The organism is Arthrobacter sp. KN11-1C (assembly GCF_052180225.1).
In the GTDB taxonomy this organism is placed as follows: domain Bacteria; phylum Actinomycetota; class Actinomycetes; order Actinomycetales; family Micrococcaceae; genus Arthrobacter.
In genome coordinates, this window is record NZ_CP197467.1 from 625,034 (window position 1) to 643,071 (window position 18,038).

At 63.4% G+C, this 18,038-nt stretch carries 14 protein-coding genes and 1 tRNA gene; 7 read left to right on the plus strand and 8 right to left on the minus strand.

All coding sequences use genetic code 11. The features are described from left to right. Window positions 1-12: 12 nt before the first annotated feature. Entirely contained in the window at window positions 13-1,590 is a 1,578-nt protein-coding gene (locus ACSBOX_RS02950; RefSeq protein WP_442544729.1) for a molybdopterin-dependent oxidoreductase, read from the minus strand. Window positions 1,591-2,256: 666 nt separating this feature from the next. Between ACSBOX_RS02950 and purD the strand changes: the two genes are divergently transcribed. Next, on the plus strand, window positions 2,257-3,567 hold the full coding sequence (purD, locus tag ACSBOX_RS02955) for a phosphoribosylamine--glycine ligase (protein ID WP_442545949.1): 1,311 nt from the start codon (window positions 2,257-2,259) through the stop codon (window positions 3,565-3,567). A 3-nt stretch (window positions 3,568-3,570) separates the two neighbouring features. Further along, window positions 3,571-4,506 carry a phosphoribosylaminoimidazolesuccinocarboxamide synthase gene (locus tag ACSBOX_RS02960; protein ID WP_442544730.1) on the plus strand — a complete coding sequence of 312 codons (936 nt, stop codon included), beginning with the start codon at window positions 3,571-3,573 and terminating at the stop codon, window positions 4,504-4,506. Between the two features lie 64 nt (window positions 4,507-4,570). On the opposite strand, the gene ACSBOX_RS02965 is transcribed toward ACSBOX_RS02960, so the two are convergent. Next, on the minus strand, window positions 4,571-5,857 hold the full coding sequence (locus ACSBOX_RS02965; RefSeq protein WP_442544731.1) for a helix-turn-helix domain-containing protein: 1,287 nt from the start codon (window positions 5,855-5,857) through the stop codon (window positions 4,571-4,573). Window positions 5,858-5,995: 138 nt separating this feature from the next. Between ACSBOX_RS02965 and ACSBOX_RS02970 the strand changes: the two genes are divergently transcribed. Further along, window positions 5,996-6,259: a hypothetical protein gene (locus tag ACSBOX_RS02970; protein ID WP_059389476.1), complete on the plus strand. Its 264-nt coding sequence runs from the start codon at window positions 5,996-5,998 to the stop codon at window positions 6,257-6,259. A gap of 296 nt (window positions 6,260-6,555) precedes the next feature. On the opposite strand, the gene ACSBOX_RS02975 is transcribed toward ACSBOX_RS02970, so the two are convergent. The 5 genes from ACSBOX_RS02975 to ACSBOX_RS02995 all read right to left on the minus strand — a co-directional run bounded on the left by ACSBOX_RS02975 (window position 6,556) and on the right by ACSBOX_RS02995 (window position 13,933). Beyond that, window positions 6,556-6,632: transfer RNA gene (locus tag ACSBOX_RS02975), tRNA-Pro, on the minus strand. A gap of 84 nt (window positions 6,633-6,716) precedes the next feature. After that, on the minus strand, window positions 6,717-8,534 hold the full coding sequence (locus ACSBOX_RS02980) for an ABC transporter ATP-binding protein (RefSeq protein ID WP_442544732.1): 1,818 nt from the start codon (window positions 8,532-8,534) through the stop codon (window positions 6,717-6,719). Beyond that, window positions 8,531-10,360: an ABC transporter ATP-binding protein gene (locus tag ACSBOX_RS02985; protein WP_442544733.1), complete on the minus strand. Its 1,830-nt coding sequence runs from the start codon at window positions 10,358-10,360 to the stop codon at window positions 8,531-8,533. Before ACSBOX_RS02985 ends, ACSBOX_RS02980 begins: the two co-directional genes overlap by 4 nt. A 335-nt stretch (window positions 10,361-10,695) precedes the next feature. Further along, window positions 10,696-11,658 carry a metallophosphoesterase gene (locus ACSBOX_RS02990; RefSeq protein WP_442544734.1) on the minus strand — a complete coding sequence of 321 codons (963 nt, stop codon included), beginning with the start codon at window positions 11,656-11,658 and terminating at the stop codon, window positions 10,696-10,698. Beyond that, window positions 11,651-13,933: a transglycosylase domain-containing protein gene (locus ACSBOX_RS02995; protein ID WP_442544735.1), complete on the minus strand. Its 2,283-nt coding sequence runs from the start codon at window positions 13,931-13,933 to the stop codon at window positions 11,651-11,653. Before ACSBOX_RS02995 ends, ACSBOX_RS02990 begins: the two co-directional genes overlap by 8 nt. A gap of 37 nt (window positions 13,934-13,970) precedes the next feature. On the opposite strand from ACSBOX_RS02995, the gene ACSBOX_RS03000 reads away from it, so the two are divergent. The 3 genes from ACSBOX_RS03000 to ACSBOX_RS03010 are packed head-to-tail and all read left to right on the plus strand — an operon-like array spanning window position 13,971 to window position 15,594. Continuing rightward, the gene (locus ACSBOX_RS03000; protein WP_009359196.1) at window positions 13,971-14,126 is read left to right on the plus strand and encodes a DUF4177 domain-containing protein; all 156 of its coding nucleotides are present in this window, start codon (window positions 13,971-13,973) and stop codon (window positions 14,124-14,126) included. A gap of 2 nt (window positions 14,127-14,128) precedes the next feature. Next, entirely contained in the window at window positions 14,129-14,665 is a 537-nt protein-coding gene (locus ACSBOX_RS03005; protein WP_078107621.1) for a RidA family protein, read from the plus strand. Between the two features lie 17 nt (window positions 14,666-14,682). Further along, a complete protein-coding gene (locus ACSBOX_RS03010; RefSeq protein ID WP_442544736.1) occupies window positions 14,683-15,594 on the plus strand; it encodes an NUDIX hydrolase in 912 nt (303 codons plus the stop codon). 87 nt (window positions 15,595-15,681) lie between these two features. On the opposite strand, the gene ACSBOX_RS03015 is transcribed toward ACSBOX_RS03010, so the two are convergent. Further along, window positions 15,682-16,359, minus strand: a complete 678-nt coding sequence (locus ACSBOX_RS03015) for a Crp/Fnr family transcriptional regulator (RefSeq protein WP_011775987.1) — start codon at window positions 16,357-16,359, stop codon at window positions 15,682-15,684. A 247-nt stretch (window positions 16,360-16,606) separates the two neighbouring features. Here ACSBOX_RS03015 and ACSBOX_RS03020 point away from each other — a divergent pair, with 247 nt between their 5' ends. Next, window positions 16,607-17,791, plus strand: coding sequence for a MarP family serine protease (locus ACSBOX_RS03020; protein ID WP_442544737.1), 1,185 nt, complete (start codon window positions 16,607-16,609; stop codon window positions 17,789-17,791). Window positions 17,792-18,038: the final 247 nt, after the last annotated feature.

Below are 18,038 nucleotides of genomic sequence, written 5' to 3' on the forward strand. Positions count from 1 at the left end.
CGTCTTCCCGGGCTACTCCACGGTCACCATGACGGACTGCCAACCCGAGGCGCCGTCAGGCACGGGATCCGCCCGTTTTTCAGTCTGCAGTTCACCGGTTCCGTCGGTGGCCCGGACCTTGATGTAGTGCGGTCCGGGAGTGGCGTCCCAGTTATAGGACCACTGCCGCCACGTGACAACCGACGCCTCCGCGGCAAGGGTGGCTTCCGCCCATGGACCGTTGTCGATCTGGATCTCCACCTTCTTGATGCCACGGGTCTGGGCCCAGGCCGTGCCACCCAAGGCGACCTTGCCGGCCGGAACCCGGGCGAAGGACTTGGGCACTTCCACGCGGGCCATGGTCTTGATGGGACCCCGCTCGGACCAGCCGCGGGTGGTCCAATAGGCTTTGCTGTCGGCGAATCGGGTAACTTCCAGGTCCACCACCCATTTGGTTGCGGAGACGAAGCCGTAGAGGCCGGGAACCACCATGCGCACGGGGTAGCCGTGCTCCAGCGGGAGGGGTTCGCCGTTCATGCCGATGGCCAGGATCGCGTCCCGTCCGTCCTGGAGCACTTCCAGCGGAGTGGAGGCGCTGAAGCCGTCGATCGAGGTGGAGAGGACCATGTCCGCTCCGGGCTTGGGTCGGGCCTGTTTGAGTGCGTCGCGGATGGGCATGCCCAGCCATTTGGCGTTGCCGGCAAGGTTTCCGCCCACGGGGTTGGACACGCAGGTGAGCGATACGTGGGTTTCGATCAGTTGGGCGTCGAGCAGGTCCTGAAAGTTCAGCCGGACCTCTTGTTCCACCAGCCCGTGGATCCGCAGCTCCCAATCCTGGGCGTTGATCTCAGGCACGCTCAAGGCGGTGTCGATCCGGTAGAAGTCCTTGGACGGGGTCAGCCAGGGGGTGACTCCCGGCGTCGGGGACTGGACGCCCGCGGGGACCGGAGCAGCCGCCCGGGCCGGAGCTGGAAGTTTCAGCGAATCCCTTGCCTTCGCCACATTGCTGCGCGCGGCACTGAGGAACCGGCCGCCGCCCGCAGCGATGGCCGCTGTGGCAACGGTAATGCCGGTAGCGGCGAAGAAAGTCCGGCGCGTGGTGGCGGGACGTTCGAGGCCTTTGGCGGCGGTGTCGGCCGGGGCGTCAGGGAAGGACCGCAGGCGCCAGAGCCGGGCCACCAAGAAGCGGAGCACTATGAGTCCGGCCAGAGTGCCGATCAGGCTCGGTATGGAATCCACGGGCTTCACGCTGGCCCGGGTCACCACGGCACCCACAATCACTGCACCCATGGCCAACACGCCCAACACGCCCAGGGCCCAATTCCGGAAGGCGACGACGCCCAGCACGCATGCGAGCACGAAGATGGTCAGGCCCATGCCGACGAACAGTGCGGCCTTGTCATTGGTGCCGAACGTGGTGACGGCAAAGTCCTTCATCCACGGCGGCGTGAAGTCGATGAACGTGGAGCCCAGCGCAATCACAGGAGTAGCCCGGGCCGTGAAGAAGGCGCCGATCAGTTCTGCAACGGAAAGTACGACGGCGGCCGCGGCCACCCCGGCCAGTGCAGCCAATACGGTGGGTCCCCTGAGCCAGTTCCTGAGCTTCTTCATGCAGGTTGTTCGTAGCCGGAAGCCCCCGAGATGGGTTGGACATGCCCCGTCTTGGTGCGCGCGGTCTGGAAGGGACATGCCCTGCGTTGGTGCTCAGGAGTGGACATATCAGTGTTATGTCCGTTGCTCAGGGCAAGGGGTGGGCATGTCCCTTGTTGGTGCGCGCGACCCAGAGATGGGGTGGGCATGTCCCTTGTTGGTGCCCGCGGTCCAGGAATGGACATGCTCCGTGGTGCCCGTGGTCTGGAAGGGACATGCTCTGCGGTGGTGCTCAGGAGTGGACATATGAGTGTTATGTCCGTTGCTCAGGGCAAGGGGTGGGCATGTCCCTTGTTGATGCCCGCGACCCCGAGATTGGTTGGGCATGTGCCTTGTCGGTGCCCGCGGTCTGGAATGGACATGTCCTGCGCCGGAGCTCAGGAGTGGACATATCAGTGTTATGTCCGTTGCTCAGGGCAAGGGGTGGGCATGTCCCTTGTTGGTGCTCCCGATCGAGGAATGGACATGCTCTGCGTTGGTGCGCACGAGTGGACATATCAGTGTTGTGTCCGTTGCTCGTGGCGAAGGGTGGGCATGTCCGGTGGTGGAGGCAACAGAAGAAGGGGCATGTCCAGTGGTGGAGACAGCTTAGGAGTCCTGCCCCCGCACAAAGTACCCTTGAAGACTGTGAAGGTACTCGTCATTGGCCCCGGCGGCCGCGAACACGCAATTGTCCGCTCCTTGCTCAAGGATCCCAACGTTTCCGAGGTCCACGCGGCTCCGGGAAATGCGGGCATCGCCAAGCTGGTCCCCACGTACGCGATCGACGGGAACAACCCCGGCGCCGTCGCTGCGCTTGCTGCAAAGCTCGCGGTTGACCTGGTTGTGGTCGGGCCGGAGGCTCCGCTCGCTGCAGGCGTATCCGATGCTGTCCGCGAAACCGGCATTCCGGTCTTTGGCCCCAGCAAGGCCGCGGCACAGCTCGAAGCGTCCAAAGCGTTCGCCAAGGAAGTCATGGCCGAAGCCGGCGTGCCAACCGCCATGGCCCGCGTAGCAACAAACGCTGCCGAGGCCGCAGACGCACTGGACACTTTCGGCGCTCCGCATGTCGTCAAGGATGACGGACTCGCCGCAGGCAAGGGGGTTGTGGTCACCAATGACCGCGAGGAAGCACTCGCTCACGCCCAGTCTTGTTTCGACGCCGGTGGAACCGTGGTGATCGAGGAGTTCCTCGACGGACCCGAGGTTTCCCTGTTCGTGCTGTGCGACGGCCGCACCACGGTGCCGCTGTCCCCGGCGCAGGACTTCAAGCGGATCTTCGACAATGACGAAGGCCCCAACACCGGTGGCATGGGCGCCTACACCCCGCTCGAGTGGGCGCCTGAAGGCCTGGTCCAGGAAGTCATCGACCGCGTCGCCCAGCCCACCGTGGACGAGATGGCCAGCCGGGGAACTCCGTTCGTCGGCGTCCTCTACTGCGGCTTGGCCCTGACTTCCCGCGGCACGCGCGTCATCGAATTCAACGTCCGCTTCGGCGATCCCGAAACGCAGGCCGTCCTGGCCCGGCTCAAGACCCCTCTCGGTGCCCTCATGCTCGCAGCCGCGAAGGGCGAACTGGACCAGGCCGAAGAGCTGCGCTGGTCGAAGGAGTCGGCCGTCGCCGTCGTCGTCGCCGCCGAAAACTACCCGGACGCCCCGCGCACTGGGGACCGCATCCGCGGCCTGAACAAGGTGGACGCGCTGGAAGGCGTCCACGTCATCCACGCCGGCACCAGGCTGGACGAAGAAGGCCGGATTGTCTCCGCCGGGGGCCGCGTGCTGGCCGTTGTGGCATTGGGAACGGACCTCGTGGAGGCCCGCGAGCGGGCTTACGACGGCGTGGAGCTGGTCCAGCTCGACGGCGGACAGTTCCGTACCGATATCGCCGGCAAGGCAGCGCGCGGCGAGATCCATGTGGTCTCCCCGGCCACCGGCTCCATCCCGAATGTGAAGGCCTGAACCATGCCCGAAAGCAACGCCAACGGCCTGCAGACCGAGACCCTTGACCTCCCGGGGTGGAAGCACTTCTACTCGGGCAAAGTCCGTGACCTCTACGTTCCCACTGATGATTTCAGCGAGACCGCGTCCGGCCAGGACCGCGTCCTCGTCGTGGCCAGCGACCGCATCAGCGCCTACGACCACGTCTTGAGCAGCGAGATCCCGGACAAGGGACGGGTCCTCACCCAGTTGAGCCTGTGGTGGTTCGAGCAGCTTGGCGTGGAGCACCACGTCCTCGCATCCACGGCTGCCGAGGGAGTGCCCGCGGAAGTCGAGGGCCGCGCGATGATCTGCAAACGGCTGGAGATGTTCCCCGTGGAATGCATCGCGCGCGGGTACCTCACGGGCTCCGGCCTGGCCGAGTACCGCCAATCGGGAACCGTCTGCGACATCCCCCTCCCGGAAGGCTTGGTTGACGGCTCGCGCCTTGATCACGCCATCTTCACTCCTTCTGCCAAGGCTGAAGTCGGCGAGCACGACGAGAACATCACGTACGACGACGTCGTCGCGATGGTGGGCGACGACATCGCCGCGCGCCTGAGCGAACTCACGTTGAAGATCTACACCCGCGCGGAAGAGATCGCCCGGGGCCGAGGCATCATCCTGGCCGACACGAAGGTTGAGTTCGGAATCGATGTCACCACGGGTGTTATCACCTTGGGCGATGAGGTCCTGACGCCGGATTCTTCGCGTTTCTGGGACGCGTCCACCTACGAGCCGGGCAAGGCGCAGCCGTCGTTCGACAAGCAGTTCGTGCGCGACTGGCTGACCTCCGCGGAATCCGGCTGGGATCGCTCAAGTGATACCCCGCCGCCCGCGCTGCCGGCCGACGTCGTCGAGAAGACGCGTGCCCGCTATGTGGAAGCCTACGAAAAGCTCACCGGCCGGACTTTCGTCTGACTCGCAGTTGTTGTCGTTTAGACGCGTCTAAACGACAACAACTGCAAGCTAGTTGGGTTCGCCGCTAGCTTGCGCGGGAAGACTGCGCGCTGCCGCCGTGGCCCGACGCCGCCCGACGTTCCGCCAGCCGGATCTCCAGCACGGAGTCCATGGCCTGCTGGACGCGGTCTGCCGCTCCGGCGGCAGTGAAGTCGCGTTGGGCTTCTTCGAGATGGACCAGTGCGTCGGTGTTTTCACCGGCGGCCTTGAGGGCCTTGCCGAGGAGGAACGCGACTTCGCCTGCAGTGTGCCGGGCGAGGACGTCGCGGTCCGCGTGGATTTCGCGCAACTTGGTGATGGCGGCCGGGATGTCGCCCGTCAGGTAGAGCCAGCGGGCGCGGATGAAGGCGACTTCCAGCTGGTCGGTCTTGTTTCCGCCAACAATCGACAGAGCGAGTTCGGCGCGTTCGATGGCCGAGAGCGTCTCCGGCTCCACGATTCCCGAGGAGAGCCGGACAGCCGCCGATGCCTTGTTGAAGCGTGCCCACAGCTCAATGTCGTTGGCGGGGGAGAGCAGCTTCGCGGCACGCTCGTGATGCTTGATGCCTTCAACGTAGTCGTGCCGCATGAAGGCCACGTTTCCCACCACCCAGGCCACTTCGCCTGCGAGCTGCGACATCGAATGGTCGTCCATCTGGTTGTTCATGGCCTGGCAATAGGTCCAGGCCTCGTCCAACCGGCCGCTCTCGGCCAGCGCCCCGATCAGCGCCCGGTGCGCCCCGATGATCAACGTTGAGCCTTTGGGCAGCTGCTCGGACAGCCTCACGGCTTCCTTGGCGTGCTCGACGGCGGTGGCCAGCTGCCCTTGTCCGTGGCAGACTGCGGCAAGCATCTGCCGGGCACGAACTCCCAGGCCCGCGGATTCGGTAGCCATGGGATGTTCCAGGAGATGCTGGATGATCTGCTGGCATTCCTTCAACTGCCCTTGCTTCATGAGGCATTCCGCCTGCATGTAGGTCATGTTCCACCAGGCGCTGGTGTTCTTTGCCTCGAGCGCGATTTGGGCGGCGGTTGAGGCATGGCTTGCGGCAAGCGGGTAGTCCCTGAGGTCCCAGGCTTGCCTGGCGTACAGCCCCGCGAGCACGTATTCGGCGTCACTGATGGATACGGGCTGGCTCCAGGCTTCCAAGGCTTTTGGTGCGAGTTCCAGACGGCGGGCGAGTTCTTCAATGACTTCGGCCGTGGGCTCCCGCCGGCCGGTTTCAAGAAGTGAAATGTAGCTGGGTGAGTAAAGGTCCCTGCCCAATTCAGCCTGGGTCAGCCCACGTTCGAGCCGTTCGGCACGGAGCTTTTCTCCGAATCCGTTCCCCACAGGTTCCTCCTAGAGGCTTGTCTTTGCGCTGTCTTTACGCATAAAGCTTGACAGTCGCTGTGGAAAACATTTTACAATGAATGTCAACAGGGACCGCGTAATTTCCGTAACGAATCCGACTCGCATTGAGGAAAAATTATGTTGAAGAAGATTGCTGCAGCAGTGGCCTTGGCCGGCGCTCTTGCATTCTCCGCCGCGGCGCCAGCCGTGGTTTCCGCAGCCCCTGTGGCAGACACCGTCAGCACGGTGCTCAGCATTGGTAACTGGCCTGACCCGATGAGGGTCTCGCAGGCAATCGGTAACTGGCCCGACCCGATGGGTGTGGTCTCGCAGGCTATCGGTAACTGGCCTGATCCCATGAGGGTCTCGCAGGCAATCGGTAACTGGCCCGACCCCGTGTAGGTGAGGCTCGACGGCGGCTCCCGGAGGTCCCGGCAGCCGCTGGATAATTCAAATGAAGTGAAGAAGTCCCCGGTTGTCGGAAATCGACACGCCGGGGATTTCTTTTGCGTGAAGAGCCGTCCGGGCCATGATATGGCTCCAGAGTCATTGTGTCGGGGTTGTTAACAACACTTGTCTCTAAACCTTGGGCAGCTGAGGAAAACCGGTCAGGGGAATGTTTTTTGCGATTTTCGGGAGGGCCGAAAGGCTCGTTAAATAAAGTAGAAGGCCTTCCGAGTGGAAGGCCTTCTACCATTTGGTCGGGATGACAGGATTTGAACCTGCGACCTCTTCGTCCCGAACGAAGCGCGCTACCAAGCTGCGCTACATCCCGATCCGCTGCGAAAGCAACTGTTCAAGAATAGCCGATCCCTCCCCGGATGCGAAATCGAGAGGCGTCCCTGAGGGAACGGAAGCCTTAGACCAGCGAGTCCTTCCAGGCGCCGTGCAGGCGGGCGAAACGTCCGCCGCCGCCGATGAGCTCGGCTGGTGTGCCGTCCTCCACGATGAGTCCCTCGTGCACCACCAGCACCCGGTCCGCGGTCTCCACCGTGGACAGCCGGTGGGCGATGATGATGGCGGTCCGCTCGGAGTCCGTGCCGGACAACAAGCTGCTCAGGCCGGCCTGTACCAGCCGTTCGGAAGGGATATCAAGCGACGATGTCGCCTCGTCGAGGATGAGTACTGCCGGCGCCGCGATGAACGCCCGGGCAAAGCCGATCAATTGCCGCTGCCCGGCTGAGACCCGGCCGCCGCGCTTGTTGACGTCGGTGTCGTAGCCGTCCGGCAGGGCCGAGATGAAGTCGTGTGCTCCCACTGCGCGGGCAGCTTCTTCAATCTCAGCGCGGGTGGCTTCAGGCCGTCCCAAGGCGATGTTGTCCGCGACCGAGCCGCTAAAGAGGAAGGCCTCCTGGGTGACCATTACGACGGCGCGGCGCAGGTCCGCCGTCGAGAGCTCCCTGAGGTCGACGCCGTCGAGGGTCAAGGATCCTTCGGTGACGTCGTAGAAGCGGGCGATGAGCTTGGCGAAGGTCGATTTGCCGGCGCCGGTCTGTCCGACGAGCGCTATGGTCTGTCCAGCGGGAATGTGAAGGTCCAGTTTAGGAACAACCACCTTGCCGTTGCCGTAGCCGAACTCCACGCCGCGGAAGTCGATTTCGCCACGGGCATGGGGCAAGGGCACGGGATTCTTGGGCGGCCGGACGGTGGGGACTTCTTCGAGCAGGCCCGAGACCTTCTCCAGCGCAGCCTGGGCGCTCTGGAAGGAGTTGTAGAACATGGCCATCTGGTCCACGGGCTGGAAGAAGCGCTTAGTCGAAAGGATCAGCGCCAGGAGCACGCCCACTGCCAGGTCTCCGGAGAGCACCCGGAAGCCGCCGAACAACAGGACCACTGCCACGCACACGTTGCCGATCAGGACCAGGCCCGGTTGGAAGATGCCGTTGAGGTTGATGGAGCGGACTGTGACTTTGCGGTAGTCCTCGGAGAGTTCGGCGTAGCGTCGGGCGTTCTCGGGTTCCTTGCGGAATGCCTTGATGGCCCGGATGCCGGTCATGGTCTCCACGAAGTGCACAATCAGCCTCGCCGACACCACCCGCGATTCGCGGAAGGCGATCTGCGAGTGCTTCTGGTACCAACGCGCAAGGAAGTACGCGGGCACGCCCGTTGCGAGCATGAGGAGCCCGCTGCGCCAGTCGAGCGCAAATACGGTAAATGCGGTGAAGAGCATGAACAGGATCCCGGAAGCCAGGGAGCTGACCCCCGAATCGAGGAGTTCACGCAGGGCTTCCAGGTCCGAGGTCTGGCGCGCGATGATCCGGCCCGAGGTGTACTTCTCGTGGAACTCCAAGCTGAGCCGCTGGGTGTGGCGGAAGACCCGCAGCCGCAGGTCAAGGAGCATGGATTGGCTCAGCTTCGCCGTGGATGTCACGTAAAGGGCCGTCAACACCGCGGTGGCGACAGCAGCCGTCAGGTACAGGATGCCGGCCTGGACCACCGGCATGTTGTTCCCGGCGAGCAACGAGGGCAGTGCATGGTCGATGCCAAAAGCGATGATCGCGGGCCCGGCCACCCGTGTGGCCTGCGAGAGCACCACCATGCCCAGCGTCAGCCAGAACCGCAACCGCACCGGGCGGATGAGGGACCCCAGCAAGACGACCGACCGCCGTCGTACTGCTTTGCTGTCGCTGCGGCTCAGGTGGGCGTTGTCTTCATTGGCGGTTCCGAACGTGCTCATCGGCGTCCCTCCCCGGCTTGGTCCATGTGCTGTTCCGAATCCAGCTCTTGTTCTAGTTCGTCGAGTTCGAGGTCGAGGTCCTTCGGACCCGCATCGAGGCTCGCGATTACGTAGCGGTAGTGTGCGTTGTGGGCCAACAGTTCCGTATGGGTCCCGACGGCGGTGATGCTTCCGTTTTCGAGCAGCGCCACGCGGTCGGCCAGGGCAACGGTCGACGGCCTGTGCGCGACGATGAGCGTGGTGGTGTCGCGGAGGACCACGCGGAGCCTGGCTTCGACGAGTTCCTCGGTGTTCACATCCAGGGCCGAGAGCGGATCATCCAGCACGAGGACCTTGGGCTTGGCTGCGATGGCCCGGGCGAGCGCGATCCGCTGCCGTTGTCCGCCGGAAAGACTCAGGCCTTCCTCGCCGATGAGGGTCCCGACGCCGTCGGGCAGCGAATACGCGAAATGCGCCTGCGCGACGTCGAGCGCTTCCTCGAGGGCTTCCTCGGACGTGTCGGGCGCGCCGAGCAGCACGTTGTCCCGGACGGAGCTGGAGAACAGGGTGGTGTCCTCGAAGGCGACCGCCACTACGGTCCTTAGCTGCTCGACGCTGAAGTCGCGGACATCAACGCCGTCGATGGTCACGGCCCCTTCGCTCACGTCGTAGAGTCGGGGGACCAGCTGGAGCAGGGCGCTCTTTCCGCTGCCGGTGATGCCCACGAGGGCCATGGTTTCGCCGGGCCTGATGTCCAGGGTGATGTCGTGCAGGAGCCGTGAGCCGTCGTCGAAACCAAATGCGGCGCCCTTGAAACTCAATGCCCCGCGCAGTTCCTTGGGAGTCCTGGGGGTCGCCGGACTGGTGATCGTATTCGGCGTGTCCATGACCTCGAAGTGCCGGTCGAGCGCGGTCTTGGCGGTCAAGGCCATGGCCAGGAGGGTCCCCGAGAATTCAACCGGTGCCGCCACAACCGCCGCAGTGCCGAAGAACGCTACGAGGGAACCGATGCTGAGTTGGCCCGTGGAGACGAGCACGACGCCCGCCACGAGCCCGACGCCGAGCGCCAGCTCGGGCAGCAGCGTCACCACCAGCGTGAAGGTGGCTTGGTGCTTGGCCTTGGCGATCTCGGTCTGCCTCAGCTCCTCGGCCTGCTCGTTGAAGTTCTCAAGCGCTTCGCGGCTGCGGCCGAACGCCTTGAGTACGCGGATACCGTGAACGGACTCCTCAACCGTGGTGGCGAGGTCGCCGGCCTGGTCCTGGCTCAGCCGGGTCACCTGGCTGAAGCGGCGGCGGAAGCGGAAGGAATAGATCATGATGGGCACGGCGGCGGCGAGGAAGATCAAAGCCAGCTGCCAGCTCATCGCGAACATCACCCCGACGCCGATCACCACGGTCAAAGTGGTGACGACCAGCATGATCGCGCCGAACGCCATCCAACGGCGGAGGAAGTTCAAGTCAGTCATGGCGCGGGACAGGAGCTGCCCGGAACCCCAACGGTCGTGGAAGGAAACGGTGAGATCCTGCAGATGCCCGTAGAGGGACACCCGCATCCTCGATTCCACTGTGGTTGCGGGATTGATGACGAACTGCCGCCGCAGCGCCACAAGCCCGGCTTCTGCGATGCCGAGTGCCAGAACCACGGCCGCGGCAATCCAGACGGCGTTGGTGGGGCCGCCGGGGTGGAGGGAGCCGTTGATCAGGACCCGCAGCACCTGCGGGATGGCAAGCGCCATGATGCTGGCGAGCAATGCGCTGACCAACCCCATGAAAAGCCGAGGGAGGATCGGTTTGACGTGTGGGTAGAGACGTTTGATCGAGGTGAAGAATGAAGTCTGTTTGGCCATGCCCGCTTCTCAACAGCTTTGTCCCGGCGTTCCTGGGTTTTTCGTACGACGCACGGAGGTAGTTTCCTGTAGCAACTACCCTATGCCATCGCGTAACGGGATTCACAGCACCATTGCGTTCCGTGATAGGAGGCATTGGGAACGGCTGCTCCCCGGACATGCCCAGCTCCCGAATGCTTGCCCACCCCACGGACATGCCCAGCCTTCGTGGCCAAGGATGGACATATTGCTGTTATGCCCATCCTTGGCACGGAGCGAGGCGCATGCTCATTGGTGGCGGGCGGACATGTCCATCCTTGGCACGGGGGGATGCGCATGCTCGGTGGTGGGGTTGGCTATTGGCGGGCCGTGAGCGTCAGCAGTACTGCCTCAGGCTTGCACGCTATGCGGACCGGGGCGAAGCGTGAGGTGCCGATGCCGCCTGAGACGTTGACTGGCGTCGTGCGCCCGTTGTTTTCCCAGTCGTGCAGGCCCTTGGCACGCCAGGTGGGGAGATCGCAATTGGCAACCAAGGCGCCGTAACCGGGGATGCAGATCTGGCCGCCGTGGGTGTGTCCGGCGAGGATGAGGTCTGCTGAGTCGTTCGTGAAGTGGTCCAGGACTCGCTGGTAGGGGGCATGGATAACGGCAACGCGCAGGTGCGGGCGGGAGTCCTGTCCGGCGGTGCCGCGTGGCCAGCCGGCGTAGCGCTCCCGGTTCAGATGGGGGTCGTCAACTCCGGAGAAATCGAAGCGGATCCCGTTGATGGGCAGGGACTGGTGCCTGTTGGTGAGGTCGATCCAGCCGGACATCCCGAATCCCGAACGAAGCCGCGGCCAATCGAGCTCAACCGGGTTGTTCTTGACGCGCGACGGGCCCAGGAAATAGCTGGTCGGATTCTTGAACCGGGGGGCGTAGTAGTCGTTGGAGCCGGGGACAAAGACACCCGGGAACTTCAACAGTGGCCGCATCGCATCCAGCAGCGGCACGACGGCGTGCGGGTGGCTGAGATTGTCACCCGTGTTCACCACGAGGTCAGGTTCTAGCGCAGCGAGCGAACGCAGCCATTCGGCCTTCTTGCGTTGGCTCGGCACGAAATGGATGTCGCTTACGTGCAGCACCCGGAGGGGAGCCGAGCCTGCCGGCAGGATGGGAAGGGTTTCCTCCCGGAGGACGAACTGGTTTTTCTCCCAGAGGCCATAGGCAAAGCCCGCTACGCCGGCGGTTGCACCCGCCCCCGCGGCGACGGCAAAGCCGCGTCCGATGCTTCGGACGCGGCTTGCCAGCGACGCAATGACGGGCTTGGAGCCGTTAGCCATTGTTCTTTTTCCCGTTGTTGTTTCCGTTGCTACTCGGCTGGGTGCTTGGAGTCGTGTTGCCCGGAATGGTGTTGTTCGGAGTGGTGTTGCTCGGGGTCGAAGTCTTGTACCCGGGTGGGTCGAGGAGGTTCGACGGCGGTGCCGGGAACGGATTGGTTCCGTAGGCAGGAGCGACCTGGAGCATGTAGTTGGCGAACTGCGGACCGGCGATCATGTAACCGTCAATGCCTTGGTAGAACTTGCCATTGATGGTGACGTTCTGTCCCGCTCGGTTCTGGCTGCCCAGCGGATCGCCGAACCACGTGGCCGTTGCAAGGCCCGAGGTGTAACCGGCAACCCAGGTGGAGCCGTTGGTGTCGTTGGTTCCGGTCTTGCCAGCAATCGGGAAGTTGGTCTTGGTGGAGATTCGAGGCTGGATCAGCGAGCCAGAACCGTTGTTCAGAACCTGTTGCATCGCGTACGCAACGCCGTGAGCGACCTCAGGGGTGACCGCACTCTTGCAGCTTGTGGACTGGGCCGGCAATTTGGCGCCCGTCTGATCGGTTACCGACGTGATGGCGATCGGCTCGCAGTACGTGCCATTGTTCGCGAAGGTCGCGAAAGCGCTGGCCATGGTCAGTGGTGCGGTCTGGGTGGAACCAATCAGGTTGCCCAACGTTGTCATGGGAACCTTCGGGTTTGGATCTCCGCTGGCGCCCGGCAGGCCGCCGTGGATCCCGACGGCGTCGACGATCTTCTGGATGCCACAGAGGTCAACCCTCGCTGCCGTGGCAAATGTCATGGTGTTGATGGAGTTGGCCAAACCATCCACCACTGTCATGGGTTTGTAATATCCACCCTCGGCGTTCTGGAGGTCCTGGGTGCCATTGGTGCTGTCATACCAGCCCACCGTCGGAGTCGGGCAAGTATTCTTCCACGGGAAGTTCTGGGGATAGCGCCGAACAGTGCCGTCGAGAACCGTGTTCATGGACTTGCCCTCGTTCAACCATTCGGCAAACGTGAAGGGCTTCATGGTGGAACCGGGCTGGAAACCACCCAAGCCGTTGAGGTCGTTGCCGTTGGCATCGAGTTTGTCCACGTTAAAGTTCTGCTCGGCCTGGAACTTCCCGTCAGCCGGCAACCAGACGGTATTTTGGGCCATCGAAACGATCTTGCCAGTGCCCGGCTGGACCGAGACCAGGGAGGCACCCCATTTGTCCGGGTTGGCACCGGCGGAAGCGTCAACCTGGGTTTGGGCCACGGCCTGCGCCTTGGGATCCAGTGTGGTCTGGATGGTCAGGCCGCCACGCGAGACGCGGTTGATGCGATCGTCCTGCGTGGCGCCGTACGCAGGGTTGTTGTAGAGCAAGTGAAGCACGTAGTCGCAGAAATACGCCGCTGTGGCGGAGTAGGGGCAGCCTTGGCGGGGCTGCGTGACCTTGGTGGTCACCGGCGTCGCGATGGCGGCGTCGTAATCAGCCTTCTTGATCTTTCCTTGGTCCAGCATGAGGCCAAGCACCAGGTCGCGACGTTGTTTCGCGTGGTCCGGGTTGGTCACCGGGTCGTAGTAAGACGGGCTGTTGACCACGCCGGCCAGCAAGGCGGCCTGCGGCAAGGTGAGGTCCTTGGCGCTGGTGCTGAAGAAGAGCCTCGAGGCGGCCTCGATGCCGTAGGCGTCCTTATTGAAGAAGACGATGTTGAGGTAGCCCTCAAGGATCTGCTGCTTGGAGAACTTCTTCTCCAAGGCGATGGCCAGCTTCATTTCGCGGAGTTTGTCGCCAACGCCCTTGTTGACGCCATTGAGCTTCACATCGGCCGACTGGCCCTGGGACACGAGCGACTCGTTGATGACGTTGTTCACATACTGCTGGGTGATGGTGGAGGCACCCTGCTTCTGGCCGCGCGCCGTGCTGACGATGGCACGCATGATCCCGGTGGCGTCGACGCCGCCGTGCTCATAGAAGCGGCTGTCCTCGACCGAGACGATCGCGTCCTTGATGAAAGGGCTCATCTGGTCGAGCGAGACCCGCGTGCGGTTCTCGGAGTAGATGGAGGCGATCTGGCTGCCGTCCGCGGCCAGGATGGTGGTCGCCTGGCTGGGCGGGCTCACCTGAAGCTCTGCCGGCAGCGTGTCGAAGAACTGAATGGATCCGCTCGCCGCGCTGCCTGAAACGGCGGCCGCGGGGACGAGCAGGCCCGCCACCAGGACACCACAAATAGCACTCACACCGAGGAATCCGAGGATCTTTCCAAGAGTGGTGGCAGTGTCGAATAGAGGGTTCCTACGAGTCACCATGTTCACCACTTTACCGGCAAGGGCTAGTCTTTCTTTCATGACCAAATGGGAGTACGCGACGATTCCGCTCATCATTCACGCCACAAAGCAGATTCTGGACCAGTGGGGAGAGGACGGCTGGGAGCTCGTCCAAGTTGTCCCCGGACCCGATGGAAACGGACTTGTTGCATACTTGAAGAGGGAGAAGCAGTAACAATGACAACCCCCGCAGAAGCCACCGTTGGCGCGGATTCCGCAACTCCGGCATCCGCCGTCGAGCAGCGCCTTGCCGAACTCGGACTGACCCTGCCGGCTGTAGCCGCTCCAGTGGCCGCCTACGTTCCGGCCATCGTCTCCGGCAACCACGTCTACACTTCCGGACAACTGCCCTTTATTAACGGCAAACTCGAAGCTACGGGCAAAGTCTCCAGCGGTGAGGAAGGCCTTTCGGAAGAGCCCACCGTGTCTCCGGAAGACGCGCAGATGTATGCAGCCGTTTGCGCGGTCAATGCCTTGGCTGCCGTCAAGAGCGTCATCGGAGACCTCGACCGCATCACGCGCATCGTGAAGGTCGTCGGCTTCGTGGCCTCCGATGCCTCCTTCACCGGCCAGCCCGGTGTCATCAATGGTGCATCCGAGCTCCTCGGGCGTGTCTTCGGCGACAAAGGGCAGCACGCGCGTTCCGCCGTCGGCGTTGCAGTCCTTCCGCTCGACTCTCCCGTCGAGGTCGAGTTGATCGCTGAATTCAGCTAAGGAACCGGTTCACTCAATTGCCACAACTTGCCCGACGCCTGTTTTCGTTACCCCCCGAACTAGAAGGGGCTGCACGGAACTGGCTTGAGCTCGGCGAACGGGCCCCCCGTGCCGCGCGTTTTGCATCATCTGTTGTCCTGCTCCGCGATTCGCCTACCGGCCTGGAAACTTGGATGGGTTACCGTCCCGGTTCCTCGCCGTTGGGTGTTGTCGCGTTTCCCGGCGGATCGCTGGAACCCAGCGACGACGACGCCCTCGGCTGGCTCGGCCCCTCGCCTCAGCATTGGGCTGACGCGCTGGGGACCCCCGACGTCGGACTTGCCCGCCGCCATGTTGTGGGCGCCATCCGCGAGCTGTTCGAGGAAACCGGCGTGCTGCTGGCCGGTCCTGACTTGTCCTCCACAGTCGAGGCAACCTCGACTCCCGAGTGGATGAAGGCGCGGGAGGCCGTGGCGGCACAAGACAAGTCGTTCACGGATGTCCTGGCCAAGCGTGGCTTGTCGCTCCGGACCGACCTCCTCAAGCCGCTCGTCAACTGGCTCAGCCCGGACTTTGCGCATCGGCGCTTCAACACGCGCTACTTCGCGGCGACTCTTCCCGTGAACCAACAGCCTTCGCTGCTTGCAAGCAAGGGTGTCTGGGGGCGCTGGGTATGCGTTTCCAAACTCATGGCCGATCGCGAGACCACTGAGCTTGGGGACGAAGTCGGCCAGGAAAACACGGTTGGCTTGTCATTGGGCCAGCTGCTGGTGCCCGGTTCGGAGATCATCCTCGAAAAGATGGCTGCCGCCCAAGGCTGCATCGCGTACCTCAGCTACAAACGCAAGCCGCATATGTACCAGCCGCGGCTCATTGAAGAGGATGGTTCGCTCATGCTCGAAGTTGAAGCCGCCCGGACGGTTTCAGGGGAGCCGCAGCGGGAGCGCTGACGACCGACGAGCGGCACTGGCGACACGAAAAATGCCTGGTGACACCGGAAATCCGGTGTCACCAGGCATTTTCTTTGTCGCAGGAACTTAGCGGGAGCGCTGGCGGAGGCGCTGCATGTCCAGGATGACTACAGCGCGGGCTTCCAGACGGAGCCAACCGCGCTGCACGAACTCGGCGAGAGCCTTGTTGACCGTCTCGCGGGAAGCTCCGACCAACTGCGCCAGTTCTTCCTGAGTGAGTTCGTGGGCCACCAGGACGCCGTCGGTCGCGGGCCGGCCGAAGCGGTCGGCGAGATCCAGCAGGGCCTTGGCGACGCGGCCCGGGACGTCCGAGAACACGAGGTCGGACAGGGAGTCGTTGGTGCGGCGCAGGCGGCGGGCGAGTGCCTGCAGCAACTGTGCGGAAACCTCGGGACGGGTGCGCAGCAGGGCGTTGAGGCTTTCGTTCTTCAGGCCCGCCAGTCGCGTTTCGGACACGGCCGTAGCCGTTGCGGTGCGCGGGCTCGGGTCGAACAGGGCCATTTCGCCGAAGAGCTCGCCCGGGCCCAGGATGGCCAGCAGGGATTCGCGGCCATCCGGAGAGGTGCGGCCGAGCTTAACCTTGCCGGACACGATGAAGTACAGCTGGTCACCCTGATCTCCCTCGCGGAAAACAGACGCTCCGCGTGAAAGGTCCACCTCTGTGAGTTCGTCCGTCAGCAGACGGAAAGCGTCGTCGTCAAGGGTGGCGAAGAGGGGTGCGCGGCGCAATACCTCGATATCCATGAATTCTCCTGAGTAAAAGTTCGGCTGGGGCGCTTCAGCCATTGTTTCAGAATTTTGTCGCGTCTGTGACGTACTTGGCAGCCGAAACGCCCGAAATCAGGCGGAGCAGGCCCAAAACCGCGCCCCAACTCGCCGGGAATGCTCCACCGGGCGTGGGCTTGGCGATCTGGACGACAGCATGCTTCCGAAGGCAAGTTGTCAGTCTGTGCAACTACAATTGGGGCTTACTCGGCTGTGAGGAGCATTGGTGTTCGGCTTGACCATCTTGGACCTGGCGTTGATTCTGACGCTTCTTTCCTACCTGATCTACGGACTGCGCAACGGCTTCTTCGTGACGCTCGGTGGAATCGCAGGCTTCGCCGTGGGCGCGATGGCTGCCTTTATCGCGGTTCCGCTCGTCAGCGACTGGGTAAAGGACAGCGGTTGGAGGCTGACCGCCATAATCGGCTCGGCCGTGGTGCTCATTGTCCTGGGGCACGGGCTTGGCACCTGGATCGGTCAAAAGGTCCGCAAGGCCGTGCGCATCCAGCCCTTGCACGCACTCGACCGTCTGCTGGGCGGTTTGGTCAGCTTGATTGTCGCAGCACTGGTCATGTCCCTGTTGGCGTTCAGCATCGGTTCCCTGGGTGTGCCCTTCGTTTCGCAGCAGCTGTCCGATTCCAAGGTGATCCGCTTCATTGACACCATGACGCCAACGCCCGTCAAGGCAAGCGTCGCGCAACTGCGTTCCACGGTCATGGGCAACGGGATTCCGCAGCTCATCGAGGGCATCGGCCCGGTGGCGCCTGTGCCGATTCCGAACACCAGCACGGACACTCCCGCACTCAACGCTGCGGCCCATTCCGTCCTGAAGATTGCCGGTACGGCCTACCAATGCGGTCAAAACCAGACGGGCTCCGGCTTTGTCGTCTCCCCTGGCCGTGTGGTGACAAACGCGCACGTCGTGGCTGGTGTGTCGCAGCCCGTAGTGGAAATCCCCGACGGCGGTGCATTGCCGGGCCGCGTGGTCTACTTCGACAGCCAGCGCGACCTGGCCGTAGTCGCCGTCGACGGTCTCCCGACGGCGCCCCTGCAGCTGAGCGCCGACCTTCCGGCCGGTTCGCCCGCGGCCTTCGCCGGCTACCCCCACGGTGGTCCATTCCAGTCCAAACCGGCTGCGGTGGAGGGTATCTCGACCCTGCTTGTGCCGGACATTTACGGAAACAACCCCTCACCTGAGCAGGTCTACAAGCTTGCCGGAGACGTGCAGCCGGGCAATTCGGGCGGTCCGCTCCTGACCACCGGGGGGCAGGTTGCCGGCGTGGTCTTCGCCAAGACCACCTCGGATGTGGCAGTGGGCTACGCCCTCACCATGGACGAACTCTCGCCGGTGGCCCAGCAAGCATCATCCCTGAGCACGGCAGTGTCGTCGGGCCAGTGCACCAAGAAGTAGCCCTTGCCCACCAAGGGGCATGCTCTGCGCTTGATCTGAGCATTGGACATATTGCGTTTATGTCCAGTGCTGGCCGCGAAGAATGAGCATGTCCCCGGATGTGGGGCGGACATGTCCAGCTTTGGGCTTGAAGAATGAGCATGTCCCGATTGCCAGGGTTTGAAAACGTAGCCCTGCCCACCAAGGGACATGCTCTGCGTTTGATCTGAGTATTGGACATATTGCGTTTATGTCCAGTGCTGGCTGC

Excerpts from the sequence above, each read along its gene's own strand:
- ACSBOX_RS02960 (WP_442544730.1), top strand. The coding sequence starts at position 3,571 with ATGCCCGAAAGCAACGCCAACGGCCTGCAGACCGAGACCCTTGACCTC.
- ACSBOX_RS02990 (WP_442544734.1), bottom strand. The coding sequence starts at position 11,658 with ATGGCTAACGGCTCCAAGCCCGTCATTGCGTCGCTGGCAAGCCGCGTC.
- ACSBOX_RS03005 (WP_078107621.1), top strand. The coding sequence starts at position 14,129 with ATGACAACCCCCGCAGAAGCCACCGTTGGCGCGGATTCCGCAACTCCG.
- ACSBOX_RS03000 (WP_009359196.1), top strand. The coding sequence starts at position 13,971 with ATGACCAAATGGGAGTACGCGACGATTCCGCTCATCATTCACGCCACA.
- ACSBOX_RS02995 (WP_442544735.1), bottom strand. The coding sequence starts at position 13,933 with ATGGTGACTCGTAGGAACCCTCTATTCGACACTGCCACCACTCTTGGA.
- ACSBOX_RS03015 (WP_011775987.1), bottom strand. The coding sequence starts at position 16,359 with ATGGATATCGAGGTATTGCGCCGCGCACCCCTCTTCGCCACCCTTGAC.
- ACSBOX_RS02985 (WP_442544733.1), bottom strand. The coding sequence starts at position 10,360 with ATGGCCAAACAGACTTCATTCTTCACCTCGATCAAACGTCTCTACCCA.
- ACSBOX_RS02980 (WP_442544732.1), bottom strand. The coding sequence starts at position 8,534 with ATGAGCACGTTCGGAACCGCCAATGAAGACAACGCCCACCTGAGCCGC.
- ACSBOX_RS02970 (WP_059389476.1), top strand. The coding sequence starts at position 5,996 with ATGTTGAAGAAGATTGCTGCAGCAGTGGCCTTGGCCGGCGCTCTTGCA.
- ACSBOX_RS02950 (WP_442544729.1), bottom strand. The coding sequence starts at position 1,590 with ATGAAGAAGCTCAGGAACTGGCTCAGGGGACCCACCGTATTGGCTGCA.